This window comes from Stenotrophomonas sp. PD6 (assembly GCF_049199305.1).
Taxonomy (GTDB): Bacteria; Pseudomonadota; Gammaproteobacteria; order Xanthomonadales; family Xanthomonadaceae; genus Stenotrophomonas.
On the sequence record NZ_JBLZQD010000006.1, the window covers coordinates 78,795 to 98,331 of the forward strand.

The following is a 19,537-nucleotide window of genomic DNA, read 5'->3' on the forward strand; positions in this document are numbered from 1 at the left end:
GGCTCTACCCCCTCAATCGTCGTCTTCTTCCGCCGCCTCGCGGCCCTGCTGGCGGATCAGTGCTTCTTCGCGTGCGTCGTTGATGGCGTGGCGCACGCTGTCCAGGTCGATGGTGGATTCGTCGTGCACGAACGTGCCGGTGAGCGGGCTGTCAGGCAGCAGCTCGCCGGCCTCGAACAGCGCCCACATCTCTTCGCCATACCAGGTGTCCAGCAGTTCCGGCGCCGAGCGGCCGAGGTAGGCGGTGAGGTTGTTGACGTCGCGCAGCAGCATGCTGCGCGCGGCGTTGTTGCCACCCGCACTGACCACCTGCGGGAAGTCGATCACCACCGGGCCATCCGGACCGACCAGCACGTTGTACGGAGAAAGGTCGCCGTGGATCAGGCCGCAGCACAGCATCAGCACCACCTGGCGCACCAGCACCTGGTGGAACTCGCGGGCCTGGTCGGCCTCCAGTTCCACTTCACCCAGGCGCGCGGCGGAGAAGCCCTCGGCGTCGGTGACCAGTTCCATCACCAGCACGCCATGGAAATACCCATAGGGCTCCGGCACGCGCACGCCGGCGTCGCGCAGCTGGTACAGCGCGTCGACCTCGGTGTTCTTCCAGGCGGTTTCCTGCTGCTTGCGGCCGTAGTTGCTCGCCTTGCCCACTGCACGCGCCTCGCGGCTGCCGCGCACCTTGCGACCCTCCTGGTACTGCACGCGCTGCTTGAAACTGCGCTGGGCCATGTCCTTGTAGACCTTGGCGCAGCGCACGTCGTCGCCGCTGCGGACCACATACACGGCTGCTTCCTTGCCGCTTTTCAGCGGGCGCAGTACTTCGTCGATCACGCCGTCTTCGATCAGCGCCTGCAGGCTTTCGGGGGTTTTCACGTAGGCTCGGGTCGGGGGCGGGCGAGGGTACGCCGGCCGGCAAGGGAGGGTCGGGGATTCTCGCACCTTCGCGTCGGCGGGGCCAATCGTGCGGCCCGTCCCGGTTCATTTGGCGGGCGCCGCCGCCCGGTCAGCGCAGGGCCTGCTCGCCGCGCAGCACCGGGTAGGGGTTGAGCGACTCCCCCTTCCACCACTGTTTCTCCGGGCCCAGCCGGTGGATCTCGAAGTGCAGGTGCGGGGCATCCGGGCTGGCGTTGCCGGTGCTGCCGACGTAGCCGATCACCTCGCCGCGCTTGACCACCTGCTTCTCGGCCAGGCCATCTGCGTAGCGCTGCAGGTGGGCGTAGTAATAGCAATACGTACCGCCGGGCTCGAACTGGTAGACCGTCAGCCCGCCGCGCTCGCTGTTGAAGAGTTTCTCGATGGTGCCGTCTGCCACCGCCAGCACCGGGGTGCCGTCGGGCGCCAGGATATCGATCGCATCGTGCACCCGGCCTTCGCTGCGCGCGTCGGTGAAGGTGTCCTGCAGCTGCGCGGGGGTGATGCCCTGTACGGGCAGCAGTAGCCCCGAAGGGGCGGCGGCGGATTCCGCGGCCAACGGGGTAGCGCCGGGCTCTGCCCGGCTCGGGTCTACGCGCAGCGGGGCAGAGCCTTCCAAGGCCAGCGGGGCAGAGCCCCGCTCTACGGCGCGGGGGGGAGCGCCGGGCTCTGCCCGGCTTGGGTCTACGTGCAGCGGGGCAGAGCCCCGCTCTACCACGACCTCGGACGGCCCCGATACCAGCAGCCACCAGCCTACGACCCCCAGTACCACGCCTAGCGCCAGCAGTCGGGTCAGCATCATCGGGTTACTCCTGCATCACCACGGGCACCGAGGCGTCCACCGCATCGGCCACCTGCAGCGCGTCCCAGTTGGTCATCCGCACGCAGCCGTGCGACTCGGTCTTGCCCACATGCCCGGGCTCGGGGGTACCGTGCAGGCCGTAGTGCGGCTTGGAGATGTCGATCCAGACCCGGCCCACCGGATTGTTCGGGCCCGGCGGCAGGGTGGCCTTGCGGTCACCGGCCTTGGCGTCCCAGAACAGCTTGGGGTTGTAGTGGAAGGTCGGCTCCCGCGAGATGCCCAGGATCTTCCAGTCACCGATCGGCAGCGGGTCATGCTGGCTGCCCGACGACACCGGGAACTGCGCGTACACCTTGCCGGCCGCGTCATACAGGCGCAGCGTGGAATCGGATTTGTCGATCACCAGCTTGGCGGCCTTGGGCAATGCCGCCGGTGCGATGTTGGGTACCTGGATCGTGCTGCCGGCCTTGCCCAGGTCCATGCCGGGGTTCAGTGCCTGCAGCAGTTTCGGGTCGGCATGGAAGCGCTCGCCCAGCGCCTCACCCACCGAGCCAAAGCCCAGCGCCTTGAGCTTGGCCTGCTCGGCGGGCTTCTTCGGAATCGGCTGGAACGGCCCGGCCACGTCCTCGGCGGTGAGGGTGTAGCTGACCAGTGGCGGCGTGTCGGCCGCGCGCAGGATTTCCCACGTCGCGTCATCCAGCTCGCCGGTCACCTTCAGCCCGCGTGCGGCCTGGAGGCCGGCAACGGCGCGCTTCTGGTTGGACCCCGGCAACCCGTCGATCTGTCCCGGCGAAAAGTGCGCGCGGTCCAGCAGCACCTGCACATGCAAGTCCGACCGCGGGCCGGTGGCAACGGCGCCGTCTTCGGCAATGGGCGCGGGCAGGGCGGCCGGGGCCTGCGCCAGCGCGGGTGCCGCAGCGGCCAGTGCGAGGGCAAGCAGGGAAGCGGAGGCAGGCAGTCGCAGCGGCATTTAGTACTCCAGGGCAGGTTCGATCCCACCATGCCGGAGCGTGCTGCACGGGCCTTGTGAAATGCCTGACGGGAAGCTGACCGGCGTTGATGGGAAACACCCGACTGGATGGAACCGACCGGCTGGACCGGTTGGAACCGACTGGGTAGAGCCGACTGGGTAGAGCCGACTGTTAGTCGGCTGCCTTCCGCGACCTTCCGCGACACAATCAAAAACGCAATCAAACGCCGGCGCTGCGCGCCTGGCCGACTAACAGTCGGCTCTACCCCGTCGGGCGTAACCCCGCACCCCATCGGGCGTAACCCCGACCGGCGTAACCCATTCGGCGTCAACGCACGTCGCGCAGTTCCCAGTGGTGGCCGGCGAGCAGGCGCAGGCGTTCCTTGAACACGTCGCTGTTGATGGTGGTGGTGGCGACCAGGTTGATGCGCAGGTCTTTCTGCTCACCGGTGACCGTCGCGGCCGGGTCGGTCGCGCCCCACTGCGATTCCACCGCATCCGGATCGGGCTGCTTGGCGCGCCAGCGGTCGAACAGCTGGGTGGTCTGCAGCGCCTCCTGCAGCTCCTCGGCGAAGCCGGCGGCGCTCTGCGAGTGGAAGGAAAGGTCGGAATCGTTGCCGCGGGCCTTGGAAGGGTCCGGCAAGCTGATGAAGTACTGCGACATGGTGGCCTCCGTTGAATGCGGCAAGCGTGGCAGATTCACGGTGCAATCGGTGTGCAGAAACCGGCCGCCGTCCGGACCGTCCCGGGGACGGTCCGGCGTCAGCTGTCAGGCGGTAAACGTATGCGGTTCGTCGGCGAACCCCACGGTCACCGCACCCTTGCCCACGTTGACCATGCCGGTCAGGCTCATCACCGATTCAAACAGCTCTACCCCGTGCGCCTTGCAGGTCTCGCGCAGGCTGGCATACCCCGGCAGCGCCTGCAGGTCGGCCAGTTCGCCGCCGTAGCTGACGCAGACCGCAGGCGTCATCAGCCCGCCCTTGACCCGCTGGCCGACGAAGTCGAACAGCTTCTGCACCGCGTTGTCGAAGCCCTTGATCTTGGCCACCGGGCCGGTCGTGCCGCGGTAGCCGTGCAGTACCGGCTTGATGTCCAGCGCGCTGCCCAGCGCGGCGCTGATCAGGCCCACGCTGCGGTCGCCCTTGTGGCGGGCGCGGGCACGCATGTAGTACAGGTCGCGGGTGACCATGTAGCCGTGCACGTTCAACGCCAGCTGTTCCAGCCGTTCGCGGATCTGCGCCACGCCGGCGCCGCTGTCGCGCAGGCGCACCGCTTCGACCGCGGTGATGCCTTGGGCGGCGAACAGGTTCTGGGTATCCAGCACCCGCAGCGCGAACGGCGAGTTGAAGCCTGCCGCCTGGCGCACTGGCTTGTAGTCGTTGAGGATCGCGAAGCTGGCCTGCATCGCGTTGTCGTAGATGGGGCTGCGGGTCTTGGTGATCGTCATGCAGAACACATGGTCGTAATCGATCACCAGCTTGCCCAGGAACAGATCGCGGATCTGCACCACGCTGAAGGGAATGGTTTCCGCCTCGGCGCCGTTCTCGGCAACATGGGCATGCAGGAAACTCAGGGTTGCCTGCTCGTCGCGGTGGTCGGCCAGCACGGCCTCGCCGATCCGCACGGTAATGGGCAGCAGCACGATGTTGTGCTGCTGGATGAAGTCCTGCGGTAGATCACAGGCAGAGTCGACCACGATTCCGATGCGCATCCTGTTTGCCCCCTCCAGGCAGGGTGTAGGTTCGGAAATGTGAAAGCTATCTCAAAAACGCTCCGGTTACCTGACCAGGACTTTCATCTTCGGCGTGGGCCGCGGCCAACGCCGCCCCGTCCGTGTCATCCCGCAGGCCGGCTGCGCTCCACCGCCACCGGCAGTTCCACCACCCGCTGCCATTCCGGCTGCTGCAGCAGGCCCGGGTCGGCCAGCACCGCCACCATCAACGGGTGGCTCTCGTTGCCCCAGAACAACTCGCCATCGATGGCCAGGGTCGGCACGCCGAACACGCCGGCGGCAATCGCTGCTTCGGTGTTCTGGCGCAGTTGCTCCTTCACCGACGGTGCTGCCACGGCGGCCGCCACGTCGGCCACGTCCAGCATCGCGCCGGGCAGGGCCAGTGCCTGCGGGGTATCGGCGGCGCGGCCGTCGCGCCAGATCCAGTTGAACAGGATATCCACCGATGCCGGCGTGGCGCCCGCCGCCAGGCACAGGCGCAGCGCGGCCAGCGGGTTGAACGGGTGGCCGGGCGGAAAGCGCAGCGGCGTACCCTGCTGCTGCGCCTGCCAGAGCACCTGCCGGTAGGTGAAACGGCGTTTGGCCGGAATCTCCGCCGGGCCCAGGTTGCCCATGTGGTGCAGCACCGCGCCGAAGGCGATGGGCACCGGGGTGATCCGCTCGAACTGCGGCAGGGTTTTCAGCCGTTGCCAGTGCAGGTAGGCGAACGGCGAGACGAAATCGAAGTACCAGCGCAGGGTCATGGGGTTCCTCGGCGGCGCAGCCAGGCAGGGCCTGGCTCTACGGATTGCGGCCGGGCAGGGCCCGGCGTTGGCATGACCTTAGCGCGAATATGCCCTTGGTTCGCGGGTGGCCGGGGCGGCGTAGCGGTCGCGCAGCTCGGTCTGGCGCGAACGCATCGGCATGGCGCGCCCACCCAGCCAGACCTGCTCGGCGTAGTGCCCCACATCCAGCGGGTCGCCTTCCCACAGCACCAGGTCGGCCAGCTTGCCCGGCTCGATGCTGCCCAGCTTGTCGCCCACGCCCAGCACCTGGGCGGGGACCCGGGTCAGGCCGGCCAGGCCGTCCTGCCAGGGCAGCCCGTTGGCCACCGCATTGCCGGCCAGCTGGCGCATCTTGCGCGCGTTGTGCGAGGCATCGTCGCGCTGGGCGAAGCTGACCTGCACGCCGGCCGCGTGCAGCCGCGCCGCGTTTTCCAGGGTGGCGCCCAACTGGTCGAAGCTGGCCGGCAGGTTGCCCAGCGCATCCACGAACACCGGCACGTTCGCCTGCGCCAGCAACGGCGCCACCCGCCACGCCTCCGCACCGCCGGCAATGGCGATGCTTACCTTCTCGCGTGCGGCAAAGCGCAGCAGCTGGCGGATGTCCGCCGCGCGGTCCACCTCCACCACCAGCCGCCCCTGGCCCGCCAGGTAGCGCGCCAGCGTGGCGCGGCCGGCGGGGGTGAGCAGGGCGTGCGGCGAATCGACCGGCACCCGGTTGCGGGCTTCGCTCACCATCTGCTCCAGCAGCATCCACTGCGCCGCACGCGAGCTGCCGGTGAGTTCGGCGCCGGACGACCCGAGCCGGATGAACAACGCCCGCGGGCCGATCGGATCGGCGCTGCCGTCCAGCCGCATCACGCCGCCCTGGCCGGCGATGAAGCTGCCGTCGGTGTTGGCGCCCAATGCAGTGAAGCCGATGCCGTCCAGCCGCGCGACCGGAATCAGCACCGAGGCCGGGTTGTAGGCCAGGGTGACGTCGAACTCCGGGCGCATGGGCTGGTCCTGGAGCTTCAGCCCGCTGTCCACGGTGGTGGACTCGCCGGAGACTTCATCGATGCCGATATCGGTGATGCCGCCAAAGAACGCCGGGGTCAGCGGGCGGCCGTTGGCCTCCACCACGGTGGCGCCGGCCGGTGCGGCCAGGCCGCTGCCCACGGCGCGGATCACCCCGCCCTGGACCAGCACGTCGCTGTGCTCCAGGCTGCCGCGCGCGCTGGCGGTATGCACGGTGGCGTTGCGGATCAGCAGGTCCTGCGCCCAGCTGGCGGGCACGGCGCCCAGCAGGGCCAGCAGCACCACGCTGCGTCGCAGGGCGCGGGCGCGGCGCGCGCGTCGATCATGGGTACGAACGGTCACGGGCGTGCCTCCTGGCCAAGCATGAAGTCCGACAGCGGCTGGCGGCGCACGTCGTTGCGGTCGTAGACCTGGTGGCCGTCGATGTAGACCTTTTCGGCCAATGCGTAGGAGCTGAAGGGGCTGCCATTCCAGACCACCACATCGCCCATCTTGCCCACCTCCAGGCTGCCGGTCTGCTTCTCCACGCCCAGCGAGCGCGCGGCGTTGTAGGTCAGCCAGCCGATCGCGCGTTCCGGCGCGATCTGCATGCCGGCGCGGCGCGCGTTGGCGATCACCTTGGCCGCCTCCTGATTGAGGCGCTGGATGCCTTCGGGCGAATCCGAATGGACGATCGCGCAGCTGTTGGCCGGGCGGTCGACCAGTGCGATGTTCTCCTGGATGCCGTCGAAGGCCTCCATCTTGAAGCCCCACCAGTCGGCCCACAGTGCGCCGCAGACGCCTTCTTCGGCCAGCCGGTCGGCCAGCTTGTAGGCCTCCACGCCGTGGTGGAACGCGGCGATCTTGAAGCCGAACTCCTTGGACAGGTCGAGCATGGTGGCCATTTCATCGGCGCGGTAGCAGTGGATGTGCACGCGGATGTCGCCGTCGATGGCACCGGCCAGCGTATCCAGCTTCAGGTCGCGCTTGCCGCCGGTATCACCGGCGCTGTCGCCCTTGTCGCTGCCGCCGAACCAGCGCTTGCGCTTCACCTTCTTCGGCGTGTTCTTGGCCAGGTACTCGCTGGCATCGATGAACGCGGCGCGGTAGCCGGCCACGTTGCCCATGCGGGTGCCGGGCGCCACGCCCTTGCCGCCGCCGTAGACGCGCTTGGGGTTCTCGCCGCAGGCCATCTTCAGGCCCCACGGCGCGCCGGGGAATTTCATGGCCTGGTAGGTCGTGGCGGGCACGTTCTTGAGCGTCACGCCGCGCCCGCCGACCAGGTTGGCCGAGCCGGGCAGCACCTGCATCGAGGTCACGCCGCCGGCCAGCGCCGCGGCAAAGCCGGGGTCCTGCGGCCACACCGAATGCTCGGCCCAGACATTGGCGGTGACCGGTGCGGTCATCTCGTTGCCGTCGCTGTGCGCGCTGACGCCGGGGCTGGGGTACACGCCCAGGTGCGAATGCACGTCGATGATGCCGGGGGTAACCCACTTGCCGCTGCCATCCACCTGCACCGCGTCGGCGGGCACGGCCAGCGCGGTGCCGACGGCGGCGATGCGGCCGTCGCGCAGCAGCACATCGGCCTGCTCCAGGCGCGCACCGGTGCCGGTGAGCACGGTGGCGTTGCGGATCAGTACCGGTGCCGAGGCGATCGGCGCATAGGTGCTCGGGTACGGATCCTGCGTGAACCGCGAGGCGGCGGGCGCCGACGGCGCGGCCAGTGTGAACAGCGCCAGGCCCAGCCCAGCGGTCAATCGAGTGCGCATGTTTTCCCCGGTGTGGCGTGAACGAACCCCGGTGACGCTATCTGCTGGGTGCCGCCTTGCCAAGTGGCGAACCGCCTGCGCCGCGTGCCTGCAGCTTGCCAATTCGATGCGGCGCAGGACAATTGCCGGGTAGCCCGACGGGGTAGAGCCGACCGGGTAGAGCCGACTGGGTAGAGCCGACTGTTAGTCGGCTGCCGCAAATAAAAAAAGGAAACGACATGAAAAACAAACAGGAAATCGTAACGAACTGGCTCCCACGCTACACCGGCGTGCCGCTGGACCAGTTCGGCCAGCACGTGCTGCTCACCAATTTCGGTGGCTACCTGCACACCTTCTCCCAGCTCACCGGCGCGCCCATCCAGGGCATGGACCGGCCGATGGCCAGCGTGACCAGCGACGACATCACCCTGATCAACTTCGGCATGGGCAGCCCGAACGCGGCCATCGTCATGGACCTGCTGTCGGCGGTGATGCCCAAGGCGGTGCTGTTCCTGGGCAAGTGTGGCGGGCTCAAGCGCAAGAACCAGTTGGGCGACCTGATCCTGCCGATCGCGGCGATCCGTGGCGAAGGCACCTCGTCGGACTACCTGCCGCCGGAAGTGCCGGCCCTGCCGGCGTTCGCGCTGCAGCGTGCGGTCTCCACCACCATCCGCGACCTCGGCCACGACTACTGGACCGGCACCGTGTACACCACCAACCGGCGCGTCTGGGAACACGACGAGGCGTTCAAGGAAAAACTGCGGCTGATGCGCTGCATGGCCATCGACATGGAGACCGCCACCCTGTTCGCGGCCGGCTTCGCCAACCACATCCCGATCGGCGCGCTGCTGCTGGTGTCCGACCAGCCGATGATCCCCGACGGGGTCAAGACTGAAGCCTCCGACGCCAAGGTCAGCTCCCAGTTCGTCGAAAACCATATCCAGATTGGCATCGAGGCGCTTAAGCTTATACGGCGCAACGGCAAGTCGGTCCGCCACCTGCGCTTTGACGAGTGATGGCAATGGCATGGGTGGGCGCCCTGGAGGCGCGCCGCCCGCAGGGGTATTGAATGGACGTGGCGGCACAAGTAGTGGAATTCTGGCGCAACGCGGGGCCGCAGCAGTGGTTCGCGCGCGATGACGCGTTCGATGCGCGTTTCCGTCAGGCGTTCCTGGACGAGCACTACGCCGCCGCCCGCCGTGCGCGCGAGCATTGGCTGGGCACGGCTGACGGCGCGCTGGCGCTGATGATCCTGCTCGACCAGTTTCCGCGCAATTGCTTCCGCGACACCGCCCATTCCTACGCCACCGACGGCCTGGCCCGCCACTACGCGATGCGCGCGGTGGAGGAGGGGCTGGACCTGCAGCTGGTGCCGAAGCTGCGCGCCTTCATCTACCTGCCGTTCGAGCATTCCGAAGACCCGCAGGACCAGGAACGTTCGGTATCGATGTTCGACGTGCTGGGCGACAAGGAATACCTGCAGTACGCCGAACTGCACCGCGACATCATCCGCCGCTTCGGGCGTTTCCCGCACCGGAATGCGGTGTTGGGGCGGATGCCTACGCCCGAGGAGTTGGATTATCTGGCTGAGGGCGGGTTTGCTGGCTGACGGTTGCCTTGCAGCGACGCATGGCGTCGCTCTACCGGTGGTTGCTGGGCAGCCTGATTGAACAAAAAAACGCCGGCAATGCCGGCGTTCTTTTTACGCTTCGCGATTCAATCCGCTATCAGTACTTCGGCACGCTGTTGTCCACATCGTTCGACCAGGCATCAATGCCGCCGGTGATGTTGTAGACCTTGCTGAAGCCCAGTGCACGGAACTGCTCGGCGGCCTGCGCGCTGCGGCCACCGTGGTGGCACAGGAAGGCCAGTGCGGTGTCCTTGGGCAGGGCTTCCAGGCGCGCGCGGTTGTCGCCGTCGAAGGTCTCGAACGGGGCGTTGATCGCGGCAATGGCGCGCTCGTCGGCCGGGCGCACGTCCACCACGATCACGCTGCCGGCGCGGCGCTGGTCGTCTGCGTCACGCACGGCCAGTTCCTGCACGGCCTTGGGCGCGTTCGGGTTGTCGATGGCCAGGCCCTTGCCGCGGATGTCGTCCACCCAGTCGATGGTGATGCCTTCGGCGCGGCGCGCGCTGGCCGCGTCGAACTGCACGCGCAGGCCGTTGGACTCGGCGGCGATCGCGTTGTCGTCGTGCGGGGCCAGCTGGAAGTTCGGCTGGTAGCTGGCATCGATGCCCAGCTGCAGCGACGCGCCCGGCGCGTCGGCCAGTGCGCCACGCAGCATTTCCACCGCGGCCGGGGTCACGGTGATGCGCGGCGGGGTGCGGTCGGGTGCGGCCAGGCCCAGCACGCTGCTCAGTTCACCGCTGCCGGCCATCTGCAGGATGATGTCGCTGCCGCCGACCAGCTCGCCGTCGATGTACAGCTGCGGGATGGTGGGCCAGTCGCCGTAGGCCTTGATGCCTTCGCGGATGTCCTGGTCGGCCAGCACGTTGACGTGGGCAAACTCGACACCCAGGTCGTTCAGCGCGCCCACGGCCTTGGCCGAGAACCCGCACTGCGGCATGCTCGGCTGGCCCTTCATGAACAGCACGACGCGGTTGGCGTTGAGGATGGATTCGATGCGCGAGCGCAGGGCGGGATCAAGGGACATGACGGTCGGGTCCGGGTATTTTCGAACCGCCCATTCTACGCGGCATGGCATCATGGGGCATGACCGAACCGGAAACGTTGCATCGCATTCCCCGCCGCCCGTGGCGCTGGCTGCCCTGGCTGGTGCTGTCCCAGCTCGCCGTGGCGGGGGTCTGGTGGGCCTGCGGCTGGAGGGTGGGGCTGCCGCTGATGGTGGCCTCGCACGCCCTGTTCATGGTGCCCGTGTTCCTGCCCAACAGCCGCTTCTACGCGCCGGTGCTGAGCCGCCTGCCCGGTAGCGCGCCGCAGGTGTGGCTGACCATCGACGACGGCCCGTCCGCCGAAACCCCGGCCGTGCTGGACCTGCTGGACCGCTACCAGGCCAAGGCCACCTTCTTCATGGTCGGCGAACGCGCCGCCGCGCACCCGGAGCAGGTCCGGCAGGTGCTGGCCCGGGGCCACGACCTGGGCAACCACAGCCACCGCCACCCGCAGACCCGCTTTTGGCGGCTGGGCCCGGCCACGATGGCCGACGAGATCGCCCACTGCCAGCAGGCCCTCACCGACATCGCCGGCACTCCGCCGCGCTGGTACCGCTCGGTGGTGGGCATGACCAACCCGTTCGTCGCCCCGGCGCTGAAGCGCTGGGGCCTGACCCGGGTGGGCTGGAGCGCGCGCGGCTTCGACGGCGTGAACTGCCAGCCGCAGCAGGTCGTCGACCGCATCACCGCCACCCTGCGCCCGGGCGCCATCGTGCTGCTCCACGAAGGCGCCGCCCACGGCCACAATCTCGCCATCATCGAGGCGGTGCTGAAGGAAACGCAGACCCGCGGCTTGCGCGCGGTGTTACCGATCCCTAATGGGGGGCATCCACCGTCGGATGCGCATCCTGCCACTGCTGGTGAACCCAGCTCCCCAGCGACGCCTGCGCCCACAACAACGTGATCGACAACCCCAGCGCCAGCACCCCGGTTACCCGGCGGCGCTGATGCTGAAGCACGCTGCCGATGCCCAGCAGCAGCCCGACCCCCGCCACCCCCAAGCCCACGAACAGCATCACCAGCACCGCCACCGGCACCTCGTGCATGCCCGCATAGCGGGGCAGGTGGGCCACATGCGCGGTCACGGCGAACACCACCAGCGCCACCAGGCTCACCACCAGCGCGGCGATGCCCAACGCGGAATGGCGCGGCCGTGGAGCGTTCAAACCGCGTCTCCGCGCACCGCTGTCACCAGCCAGTTGTTGAACGGCGTGTTGCCGTACAGCGGCGTCATTTCCACCTGCAATCCGGCCGCATCCAGCGGCGCACGCACGCTGGCGGCGTCCGGGTAGTGGCGCGGCCGCGTGCCCATCCAGCCCACCAGGTGAGCGAGCATGTCGGTGATGCGGGTCGTGCGGTCGCGGCCGCTGTTGTCGGCCAGCGTCGTGCGGATCACCAGCCGCCCACCGGGCGCGACGCGCGCGGCGGCCTCGCGCAGCAGCACCGGCTGGGCCTCTGCCGGCAGGTATTGCAGAACATCCAGCAGCGCCACGCTGCCGTGGTGGTCGGGCAGCGCGGCGCTGGCATCCACGCAGGCAAAGCGTGCATTGGCCAGCGCGGCACGCGTCCCGGCACGTTGCGCACGGGCGATCTTGTCCGCGTCGATATCCACGCCGAAGTAGGCCTGCGTGCGCTGGTTCTGCCGCAGCACATGCGCCAGCAGCCCCAGCCCGCAGCCGATATCCAGCAGCGGCTGCGAACACGGGGTCAGCGCCGCCAGCACGCCCGGATACAGCGGGTCGCTGCCGAGCTTGCCGCGGCTGTAGTAATAATCGCGCCGGTTGCCGAAGCGCTGCGCCGGCAGGTACGCATCGGCGATGCGGTGGGCCTGTTCCCTGGCCAGTGGTAACGCGTCCGTGCTCAGTGTGCTGCCTCGTCGTCGAGTAGTGTGCGGGCAACCGGCAGGGCCCGCCGCGTCCATTCGGTATACATCGCGCCGGAGGGGTGCAGGCCGTCGTCGACCAGCATCGCCGGCTCCGCGCCGCGTTCGCGGCTGATGCCGGTGATGTCCACGAACGCCACCGCGTGTTCGGCGCAGATGGCCCGCGCGGCCGCGTTGTAGGCGTCCAGTTCGCGTGCGATCTGCACCGGGTCGCGGTGGTGCTCGCGTGCGTACGGGGTCACGCCCCAATCCGGAATCGACAGCACCAGCACATGCCGCGGCTGGTTGCCGGCGAAGCCAAGCGCGCGCTGCAGCAGCGCGGTGAAGCGCGGGCGGTAGTCGTCCACGCTGCGCCCGCGGTACTGGTCGTTGACCCCGATCAGCAGGCTGACCAGCCCGAACGGACCGTGCGGGGCGGCCGCATCGATGCCGGCATCCAGCTCGTCGGTGGTCCAGCCGGTAGTGGCGATGATCTGCGGTTCGGCCACCACGTGGCCGGCTTCCTGTAGCGCCGTGGCCAACTGCACCGGCCAGCGCTCGGCCGGGGCCACGCCCTCACCGACGGTGTAGGAATCGCCCAGCGCCAGGTAGGCCAGCGCCACCTCAGGCCACCGCGCTGCGCGGCTTGAGCGGTACCACCTTGGTGTTGGCCTCGGCGCGGCGCGCCAGCGCCCGGTCGATGCGGGCGAACACGTCGCGCATGACCTCGGCTTCCGGCAGCAGGGTCACCCGGAAGTGGTGGCGGTAGGGCACGTTGAAGCTCGAGCCCGGTACCACCAGCACGCCTTCCTCGTTCATCAGTTCCAGCGCGAAATCATGGTCGTCGAAGCTGCGCGCGGCGGGGCCGACCACCGCCGGGAACGCGTACAGCGCACCGGCGGGGGCCACCAGCGACAGGTGCTCGCTGGCATTGCAGGCCTCGATCACCGCGCGGCGGGTCTCGTACAACCGGCCGCCCGGGGCGCACAGCGCCGACACCGTGTCCGGTCCGTTCACCGCCGCGTCGATCGCGTACTGGCCCGGCACGTTGGCGCACAGGCGCAGCGCGCTGAGCAGGTCCATCGCCGCGCGGAACTCGCCCAGGCGCTCGGCCGCGCCGGACAGCATCGCCCAGCCCACGCGCCAGCCACAGGCGCGGTGCACTTTGCTCAGCCCGCTGAAGGTGATGCAGGGGTGGTCGCCGGCCAGCGGCGCAACCGGCTGGAACTGGGCCCCGTCGTACAGGATCTGGTCGTAGATCTCATCGACCATCAGCAGCAGGTTGTGCTTGGCCGCGATGGCCACGATGCGCTCCAGCAGCTCGCGCGAATAGCTGGCGCCGCTGGGGTTGTTCGGGTTGATCAGCACGATGGCGCGGGTGCGCGAGGACACCAGCGTCTCGATCTCCACCGGGTCCGGCTGGAAGCCGTTCTCCGGCGCGCAGCGGTAATACACCGGGCGGCCGTCGTTGAGGATGGTGGCCGCCGACCACAACGGGTAGTCGGGCGAGGGCACCAGCACTTCGTCGCCGGGGTTGAGCAGGGCGCGCAGCGACAGGTCGATCAGCTCGCTCACGCCGTTGCCGATGAACACCCGGTCCGGATGCGCATCCGGGGCCCCCCGGCGCGCATAGGCGGCGGCGATGGCCTCGCGGGCCTCGGGCAGGCCCTGCTGGTGGGTATACGGGTCGGTGCGGCCCATGTCGTCGGCAATGGCGCGCTGCAGGTGCTCGGGCGCGCGGAAACCGAAGTTGCCGGGGTTGCCGATGTTCAGCTTGATGAGCTTGCGGCCCTGGGCCTCCAGCTCACGCGCTCGCCGCGCCAGTTCGCCCCGGATCTCGTAGCGGACTTCGGACAGGCGCTCGCGGGTGGCGAGCGGCTTCAGCGGGGGCGTGGACATGACTGGGCCGTGGTTCGGGCATGGAAATCGCATGGTAGCGGAATTGTTGCGTTGCAGGGCAAGGGGAAAATTCTCAATACCGGCGGGCAGTTGTCGGCAATGGCTCGGAACAAAGGACAGGTAGAATGGCCCGATGAGCGAACCAATCGATTTCCGTGCCCTGCAGACCATGGGCTGGCCGTGGGCAGGCGCCCCCGAACTGCCGGCCTGGCAGGCCCTGTTCGACGCCCACCCGCAGGCCCGCCCGGGCCGGGTGGTCGAGCAGCACCGCACCGGCTACGTGGTGGCCGACGCCCCCGGGGCGGCCATCAAGACCGAGTCCCCCGCCGAATGGCAGCGGCCGCGCTTCCCCAGCCACGAGCGTGCGGCGGTGGGCGACTGGGTGCTGCTGGACGGCAAGCTGATCGTGGCCCTGCTGCCGCGGCGCACCGCGATCAAGCGCGGCGCGGCCGGCGAGCATTACCACCAGCAGGTCATCGCGGCCAATATCGATACCGTGTTCATCGTCTGCGGGCTGGATGCCGACTTCAACCCGCGCCGGATCGAACGCTATCTGATGCTGGTGGGTGGTGGCGGCGCGCAGCCGGTGGTAGTACTGACCAAGGCCGACCAGACCGAGTACAGCGAAGACGCCCTGGCGGTACTGGAAGAGCTGGCCGCGCAGGACATTCCGCTGCTGGCCATCAACGGCCGCGACCCGGCCAGCGCCAGTGCTCTGCTGCCGTGGCTGGGCGCGGGCAAGACCGTGGTGCTGGTCGGTTCCTCCGGCGCCGGCAAGTCGACCCTGACCAACACGCTGCTCGGCTACGAGCTGATGAAGACCGCCGAAGTGCGGGGCAACGATTCCAAGGGTCGCCACACCACCACCCACCGCGCGCTGATTCCGATGCCGTCGGGCGCCTGCCTGATCGACACCCCCGGTATGCGTGAGCTCAAGCCCACCGGCGAAGAAGCGCTGGGCGAAGTGGGGTTCGCCGACGTCGAAGCATTGGCTGCGCAGTGCCGCTTCCGTGATTGCGCCCACCAGCGTGAGCCGGGCTGTGCGGTACGTGCCGCCATTGATTCGGGTGAGCTGGATGAAGAGCGCCTGCTCAACTACTTCAAGCTGAAGGACGAAGTGGCGGCGGCCGCCGCCAAGCTGGCCGTGCGCCAAACCCAGCAGGCGCTGGAGCGCAAGCATGTGAGCAAGGGCGCGCAGTGGCGCCCGCCGGGAAAAAAACGCTGAGAGGCGGCGCGTAGAGCCACCCCGTGGGTGGCTGCACTTCGTTCCGTCGTCATGAACGCCTGATCGTTGGCCTCATACCCTGCTAATGTCCCCGTCATGAGCATCGCACCTCACAGCACGCCCATGACCCTGGATCGTGACGTGGCCCACCACACCGCGCTCGACGCGCGCCTGGTGGAGGCCGTTGGCGGCATCAAACTGCTCGGGCTGACCAGCTGGCCGGCCTCGCTGCAGGCGCCGTTTCTGGCCAGCGTGGCGCGCGGCCAACCGGAGTTGCCGGTGCTGGACTATCCCAAGCTGGACTTCGCCGACACCCGCCGCGAGCTGGCCGCGATCAGCGCCCTGTGCGATCCCAACCACCCCATCGGCCTGTACGTGCAGCGTTCCGCGCACAGTTGGGACCTCGCCGCCGGGCTGCTCGAATCGCTGGGCACCGCCGCCGTGGACCGCTACTCGGTGGAACTGTTCGGCTCACCCGAACAGCCGCTGCCCGGCAACGGCCCCAGCACCCGGGATGCCGCGCGCCACTTCATCCAGATCGCCGAAGAGCTGGACCACGAACTGCTCGCGCCGGAAGAACAGGTGCCGGTATCGGCCACCGCGCTGCAACTGCAGCTGCAGAGCGACCTGGACGCGTTCTTCGAATCGCGCATCATCAGCGTGCAGCTCGACCCGGAGCTGATCTCCAAGGCCGCCGCCGGCCCCACCCGCATCCGCCTGCGTACCAGTGCGCGCTTCAGCGCCTACGACCGCGCCCAGCTGTTCCACCACGAAGCGCTGGTGCATTCGCTCACCGCGCTCAATGGACGCGAACAGCCGCACCTGCCCAGCCTGGCGCTGTCCTCGCCGCGCGTGACCGCCACCCAGGAAGGCCTGGCCACGTTCGCCGAGCAGATCACCGGCAGCATCGACATCGAACGGCTCAAGCGCATCAGCCTGCGCACCGAGGCCATCGCCATGGCACGCGAGGGCGCCGATTTCATCCAGGTGTTCCGTTACTTCTGCGATGCCGGGCAGAACAACGAAGAGAGCTTCGCCTCGGCCCAGCGCGTGTTCCGTGGCGTGCCGGCCACCGGCGGCGCGGCATTCACCAAGGACACCGTGTACCTGCGCGGGCTGGTGTCGGTGCATACCTTCTTCCGCCACATGCTGGCCGAGGACCGGTTGCAGGTCTGCCGCTGGCTGTTCGCCGGCAAGATGTCGCTCACCGACGCCATCGACTTCGCGCCGCTGTTCGAAGAAGGCATCCTGCGCCCGCCGCGCTGGCTGCCGCACTGGGTGAGCCGCGCCAACGGCCTGGCCGGCATGCTCGCGTTCTCGCTGTTCGCCAATCGCATCCGCATGGATCAGCTTGCGGCGGAGTGACGGTAGGTACGCACCGTTGGTGCGTGCGCTGTTGCCCCCCCCCCGCAATCCATGCGCCGCGTCGCACTTTGAACGGCGCCGCATCAAAGCGTAAGAATCCCTTCATGTTGCGTCTCCAAGATGGCCGCGCACCTGCCCCGCGCAGGCCATCTCCATTACGCAACGGACCCCCATGCTCAACCGACCCCTGACGATCGCCGTGGCGATCGCGCTGTGCGCTGCCAACGCGCACGCCGCTGATGTCGATGCCGCCCTCGATGCCAGCGGCGCATCCAGCGCCCGCACCCTGGACACCGTGTCGGTGATCGGACAGGGCGAGACCCGCCAGGTACAGCGCATCACGGCCGTGGACAAGCAGGTGTTGCCGCCGGGCACCAGCGCGCAGAAGATCCTCGACCGCCTGCCGGGTGTCTCGGTGCAGTCCAACGATGCGTTCGGCGCCAATGAGGAATCGCAGACCATCAGCCTGCGCGGCTTCGACAAGAGCCGCCTGGGCTACACGCTGGATGGCATTCCGCTGGGCGACAACAGCTACGGCAACTACAACGGCCTGAGCATCGCCCGCGCGCTGATCGCCGAAAACCTGGCCGGTGCGGAGCTGTCGCAGGGCATCGGCTCGCTCGGCGTGGCGTCCACCAGCAACCTGGGCGGCACCATCCAGTATTTCTCGCAGGACCCGTCCACCGAATTCGGCGGCCGCGCCAGCGTCACCGTGGGCGACGACAACCAGCGCCGCGGCTTCCTGCGCGTGGACACCGGCGACCTCAACGGCTTCTCGGCCTACGTCTCCGGCGTTCACCAGGACGCAGACATGTGGGCCGAACCGAACCAGAACCAGACCACCCGCCAGTTCAACGCCAAGGCGGTATGGAATGTGGGCGAGCATCGCTTCGGCGCCTTCGCCGCCACCTCGCGGGTCAGCCAGGCCAACTACGCCTACCTGTCCAAGAGCATGCTGGCGCGCGGACTGGGCTACGACTGGAACATCTACGCACCGGACTGGGACCGCGCCGTGGCAGCCGCGTACTGCGCACCGGCCACCTACAATGCGCAGCGCTGCGCCTTCAGTGGTGGCGTCAACAGCATCGACGATGCGTACTACCAGAGCCGCGCGCTGCGCGACGACAACCTGTACTCGCTCGACGCCGACCTCGCGCTGGGCGACAGTGCGCGCCTGAAGCTCTTGGCGTACCACCATGAGAACCGTGGCCAGGGCCACTGGTGGGCGCCCGGGCAGGCGTCCAACCCGGGCACGCCGCAGGCGCTGCCGATCTCCATCCGCAGTACCAACTACACCATCAACCGCCAGGGCGTCACCGCCGCGTTGAGTTGGCAGCTGGGCCTGCACGAACTGGAAGCTGGGCTCTGGTACGAGCGCAACGACCACAACGTCGAGCGCAACTTCTACTACATCACCGGGCCGTTCCTCGACGACGGGTACCTCAATTACCCCAACCGCCGCCTGTTCGACCAGGACTACGACATCCGCACGCGCCAGTTCTACGTGCAGGACCGCATGCGTTTCCTCGATGATCGCCTCACCGTGGACGTGGGCATCAAGAGCCCCAACACCCGCATGAGCGCCGTGTCCAAGCCGGGCACCGAGGCCAGCTATGCGTCGGGCACGCTGACCGCGAAGGAATCGGTGCTGCCGCAGGCCGGTATCGGCTTCAAGCTCAACCAGAACAACGAGCTGTTCGCCTCGTACGCCGAGAATATCGCCGCGTTCGTCGGTGGCGGCAGCGGTGGCCCGCTGCAGGTCTCGCCGGAATCGTTCGCGGCCAGCGTGGACGACCTGGAGCCGGAGAAGTCGCGTTCGTTCGAAGCAGGCTTCCGCACCTTCGGCGAAAAGTACCAAGCCTCCATCGCCGCCTACCATGTGATGTTCGACAATCGCCTGCTGTCGCTCAACCCGTGCACCAGCATCGAAGTGGGCACGCGGCCGGAGTGCATCACCCGCTTCATCAACGTAGGTTCGGTGAAGAGCCAGGGCGCCGAGCTGACCTTCATCTTCAAGCCGGTGGATGGCCTGCAGTGGTACAACGCGCTGTCGTGGAACAAGAGCACCTACCAGGACGACTACACCTCGGGCGGCGCAGTGGTGCCGGTGGCCGGCAAGATCACCGTCGATACGCCGCAGCGCATGGCCTCGAGCGAGATCAGCTGGAACCGCGACGGGTTCTTCGCCAGCCTGCGCGCCAAGTACACCGGCAAGCGCTATTACACCTACACCAACGACCAGTCGGTGCCGGGCGTGACCACGTTTGATGCGGGTACGGGTTACTCATTCGGGCCAGGGCTGGGCCTGCGCGACATCAAGGTCTCGCTCAACGCCACCAACCTGACCAACAAGCGGTACGCGGGGCAGCTGAGCTCCTTCGCCCCGACCGACCCGACCGGCACCCGCTACGCGATCCACGCCAGCGCACCAAGGCAATTGTTCATGACGGTCAGCGCGGAATTCTGATTCCGCGTCGCCCCCCCCACCGGGGGGGGCGAACCCATGCCAAGCCCCCCGGGCGGGGGGGGGGGGGTGAAAAAAAATTAAAACCCCCCGTTACCCCGGTATAACCGCCCGGGCCAAAACGCC

At 68.4% G+C, this 19,537-nt stretch carries 19 protein-coding genes; 6 read left to right on the forward strand and 13 right to left on the reverse strand.

Annotated features, from left to right (window positions below):
• Window positions 1-12: 12 nt before the first annotated feature.
• From ACOZHM_RS10845 to ACOZHM_RS10880, 8 genes are all read right to left on the reverse strand, one after another.
• Entirely contained in the window at window positions 13-873 is an 861-nt protein-coding gene (locus ACOZHM_RS10845) for a PA4780 family RIO1-like protein kinase (protein WP_421569263.1), read from the reverse strand.
• 130 nt (window positions 874-1,003) lie between these two features.
• The gene (locus ACOZHM_RS10850; RefSeq protein ID WP_421569264.1) at window positions 1,004-1,714 is read right to left on the reverse strand and encodes a M23 family metallopeptidase; all 711 of its coding nucleotides are present in this window, start codon (window positions 1,712-1,714) and stop codon (window positions 1,004-1,006) included.
• Between the two features lie 4 nt (window positions 1,715-1,718).
• A complete protein-coding gene (locus ACOZHM_RS10855; RefSeq protein WP_421569265.1) occupies window positions 1,719-2,684 on the reverse strand; it encodes a L,D-transpeptidase family protein in 966 nt (321 codons plus the stop codon).
• Between the two features lie 328 nt (window positions 2,685-3,012).
• Entirely contained in the window at window positions 3,013-3,348 is a 336-nt protein-coding gene (locus tag ACOZHM_RS10860; protein ID WP_421569266.1) for a hypothetical protein, read from the reverse strand.
• A 105-nt stretch (window positions 3,349-3,453) separates the two neighbouring features.
• Window positions 3,454-4,398 carry a DegV family protein gene (locus ACOZHM_RS10865; RefSeq protein WP_421569267.1) on the reverse strand — a complete coding sequence of 315 codons (945 nt, stop codon included), beginning with the start codon at window positions 4,396-4,398 and terminating at the stop codon, window positions 3,454-3,456.
• 125 nt (window positions 4,399-4,523) lie between these two features.
• A complete protein-coding gene (locus ACOZHM_RS10870) occupies window positions 4,524-5,162 on the reverse strand; it encodes a 2-hydroxychromene-2-carboxylate isomerase (protein WP_421569268.1) in 639 nt (212 codons plus the stop codon).
• Between the two features lie 78 nt (window positions 5,163-5,240).
• On the reverse strand, window positions 5,241-6,494 hold the full coding sequence (locus ACOZHM_RS10875; RefSeq protein ID WP_421569395.1) for an amidohydrolase family protein: 1,254 nt from the start codon (window positions 6,492-6,494) through the stop codon (window positions 5,241-5,243).
• 41 nt (window positions 6,495-6,535) lie between these two features.
• A complete protein-coding gene (locus tag ACOZHM_RS10880) occupies window positions 6,536-7,945 on the reverse strand; it encodes an amidohydrolase (RefSeq protein WP_421569269.1) in 1,410 nt (469 codons plus the stop codon).
• 218 nt (window positions 7,946-8,163) lie between these two features.
• Between ACOZHM_RS10880 and ACOZHM_RS10885 the strand changes: the two genes are divergently transcribed.
• Window positions 8,164-8,940: an AMP nucleosidase gene (locus tag ACOZHM_RS10885; RefSeq protein ID WP_421569270.1), complete on the forward strand. Its 777-nt coding sequence runs from the start codon at window positions 8,164-8,166 to the stop codon at window positions 8,938-8,940.
• Between the two features lie 53 nt (window positions 8,941-8,993).
• Entirely contained in the window at window positions 8,994-9,533 is a 540-nt protein-coding gene (locus tag ACOZHM_RS10890) for a DUF924 family protein (protein WP_421569271.1), read from the forward strand.
• Between the two features lie 118 nt (window positions 9,534-9,651).
• Here the strand turns inward: ACOZHM_RS10890 and grxD are convergent, their stop codons facing one another.
• A complete protein-coding gene (gene grxD, locus ACOZHM_RS10895; protein ID WP_421569272.1) occupies window positions 9,652-10,578 on the reverse strand; it encodes a Grx4 family monothiol glutaredoxin in 927 nt (308 codons plus the stop codon).
• 59 nt (window positions 10,579-10,637) lie between these two features.
• Here grxD and ACOZHM_RS10900 point away from each other — a divergent pair, with 59 nt between their 5' ends.
• Window positions 10,638-11,501: a polysaccharide deacetylase family protein gene (locus ACOZHM_RS10900; protein WP_421569273.1), complete on the forward strand. Its 864-nt coding sequence runs from the start codon at window positions 10,638-10,640 to the stop codon at window positions 11,499-11,501.
• Here the strand turns inward: ACOZHM_RS10900 and ACOZHM_RS10905 are convergent.
• Genes ACOZHM_RS10905 through ACOZHM_RS10920 form a run of 4 tightly spaced genes read right to left on the reverse strand, consistent with a single transcriptional unit; the run spans window position 11,413 to window position 14,357 of the window.
• A complete protein-coding gene (locus tag ACOZHM_RS10905) occupies window positions 11,413-11,763 on the reverse strand; it encodes a hypothetical protein (protein ID WP_421569274.1) in 351 nt (116 codons plus the stop codon). The genes ACOZHM_RS10900 and ACOZHM_RS10905 overlap by 89 nt on opposite strands.
• Window positions 11,760-12,440: a methyltransferase domain-containing protein gene (locus ACOZHM_RS10910; protein ID WP_421569396.1), complete on the reverse strand. Its 681-nt coding sequence runs from the start codon at window positions 12,438-12,440 to the stop codon at window positions 11,760-11,762. The genes ACOZHM_RS10905 and ACOZHM_RS10910 overlap by 4 nt, the downstream gene beginning before the upstream one ends.
• A 17-nt stretch (window positions 12,441-12,457) precedes the next feature.
• Entirely contained in the window at window positions 12,458-13,081 is a 624-nt protein-coding gene (locus ACOZHM_RS10915; RefSeq protein ID WP_421569275.1) for an SGNH/GDSL hydrolase family protein, read from the reverse strand.
• Between the two features lies 1 nt (window position 13,082).
• The gene (locus tag ACOZHM_RS10920) at window positions 13,083-14,357 is read right to left on the reverse strand and encodes a pyridoxal phosphate-dependent aminotransferase (protein ID WP_421569276.1); all 1,275 of its coding nucleotides are present in this window, start codon (window positions 14,355-14,357) and stop codon (window positions 13,083-13,085) included.
• A gap of 133 nt (window positions 14,358-14,490) precedes the next feature.
• Here ACOZHM_RS10920 and rsgA point away from each other — a divergent pair, with 133 nt between their 5' ends.
• The 3 genes from rsgA to ACOZHM_RS10935 all read left to right on the forward strand — a co-directional run bounded on the left by rsgA (window position 14,491) and on the right by ACOZHM_RS10935 (window position 19,414).
• Complete coding sequence (rsgA, locus tag ACOZHM_RS10925) at window positions 14,491-15,582, forward strand: ribosome small subunit-dependent GTPase A (RefSeq protein ID WP_421569277.1); 1,092 nt, start codon at window positions 14,491-14,493, stop codon at window positions 15,580-15,582.
• 123 nt (window positions 15,583-15,705) lie between these two features.
• Window positions 15,706-16,947, forward strand: a complete 1,242-nt coding sequence (locus ACOZHM_RS10930) for a flavohemoglobin expression-modulating QEGLA motif protein (RefSeq protein ID WP_421569397.1) — start codon at window positions 15,706-15,708, stop codon at window positions 16,945-16,947.
• Between the two features lie 172 nt (window positions 16,948-17,119).
• Window positions 17,120-19,414 (forward strand): TonB-dependent receptor, encoded by a 2,295-nt coding sequence (locus tag ACOZHM_RS10935; RefSeq protein WP_421569278.1) that lies wholly within the window; start codon window positions 17,120-17,122, stop codon window positions 19,412-19,414.
• Window positions 19,415-19,537: the final 123 nt, after the last annotated feature.

Excerpts from the sequence above, each read along its gene's own strand:
- ACOZHM_RS10850 (WP_421569264.1), bottom strand. The coding sequence starts at position 1,714 with ATGATGCTGACCCGACTGCTGGCGCTAGGCGTGGTACTGGGGGTCGTA.
- ACOZHM_RS10855 (WP_421569265.1), bottom strand. The coding sequence starts at position 2,684 with ATGCCGCTGCGACTGCCTGCCTCCGCTTCCCTGCTTGCCCTCGCACTG.
- ACOZHM_RS10860 (WP_421569266.1), bottom strand. The coding sequence starts at position 3,348 with ATGTCGCAGTACTTCATCAGCTTGCCGGACCCTTCCAAGGCCCGCGGC.
- ACOZHM_RS10865 (WP_421569267.1), bottom strand. The coding sequence starts at position 4,398 with ATGCGCATCGGAATCGTGGTCGACTCTGCCTGTGATCTACCGCAGGAC.
- ACOZHM_RS10870 (WP_421569268.1), bottom strand. The coding sequence starts at position 5,162 with ATGACCCTGCGCTGGTACTTCGATTTCGTCTCGCCGTTCGCCTACCTG.
- ACOZHM_RS10880 (WP_421569269.1), bottom strand. The coding sequence starts at position 7,945 with ATGCGCACTCGATTGACCGCTGGGCTGGGCCTGGCGCTGTTCACACTG.
- ACOZHM_RS10885 (WP_421569270.1), top strand. The coding sequence starts at position 8,164 with ATGAAAAACAAACAGGAAATCGTAACGAACTGGCTCCCACGCTACACC.
- ACOZHM_RS10890 (WP_421569271.1), top strand. The coding sequence starts at position 8,994 with ATGGACGTGGCGGCACAAGTAGTGGAATTCTGGCGCAACGCGGGGCCG.
- grxD (WP_421569272.1), bottom strand. The coding sequence starts at position 10,578 with ATGTCCCTTGATCCCGCCCTGCGCTCGCGCATCGAATCCATCCTCAAC.
- ACOZHM_RS10900 (WP_421569273.1), top strand. The coding sequence starts at position 10,638 with ATGACCGAACCGGAAACGTTGCATCGCATTCCCCGCCGCCCGTGGCGC.
- ACOZHM_RS10920 (WP_421569276.1), bottom strand. The coding sequence starts at position 14,357 with ATGTCCACGCCCCCGCTGAAGCCGCTCGCCACCCGCGAGCGCCTGTCC.
- rsgA (WP_421569277.1), top strand. The coding sequence starts at position 14,491 with ATGAGCGAACCAATCGATTTCCGTGCCCTGCAGACCATGGGCTGGCCG.
- ACOZHM_RS10930 (WP_421569397.1), top strand. The coding sequence starts at position 15,706 with ATGACCCTGGATCGTGACGTGGCCCACCACACCGCGCTCGACGCGCGC.
- ACOZHM_RS10935 (WP_421569278.1), top strand. The coding sequence starts at position 17,120 with ATGCTCAACCGACCCCTGACGATCGCCGTGGCGATCGCGCTGTGCGCT.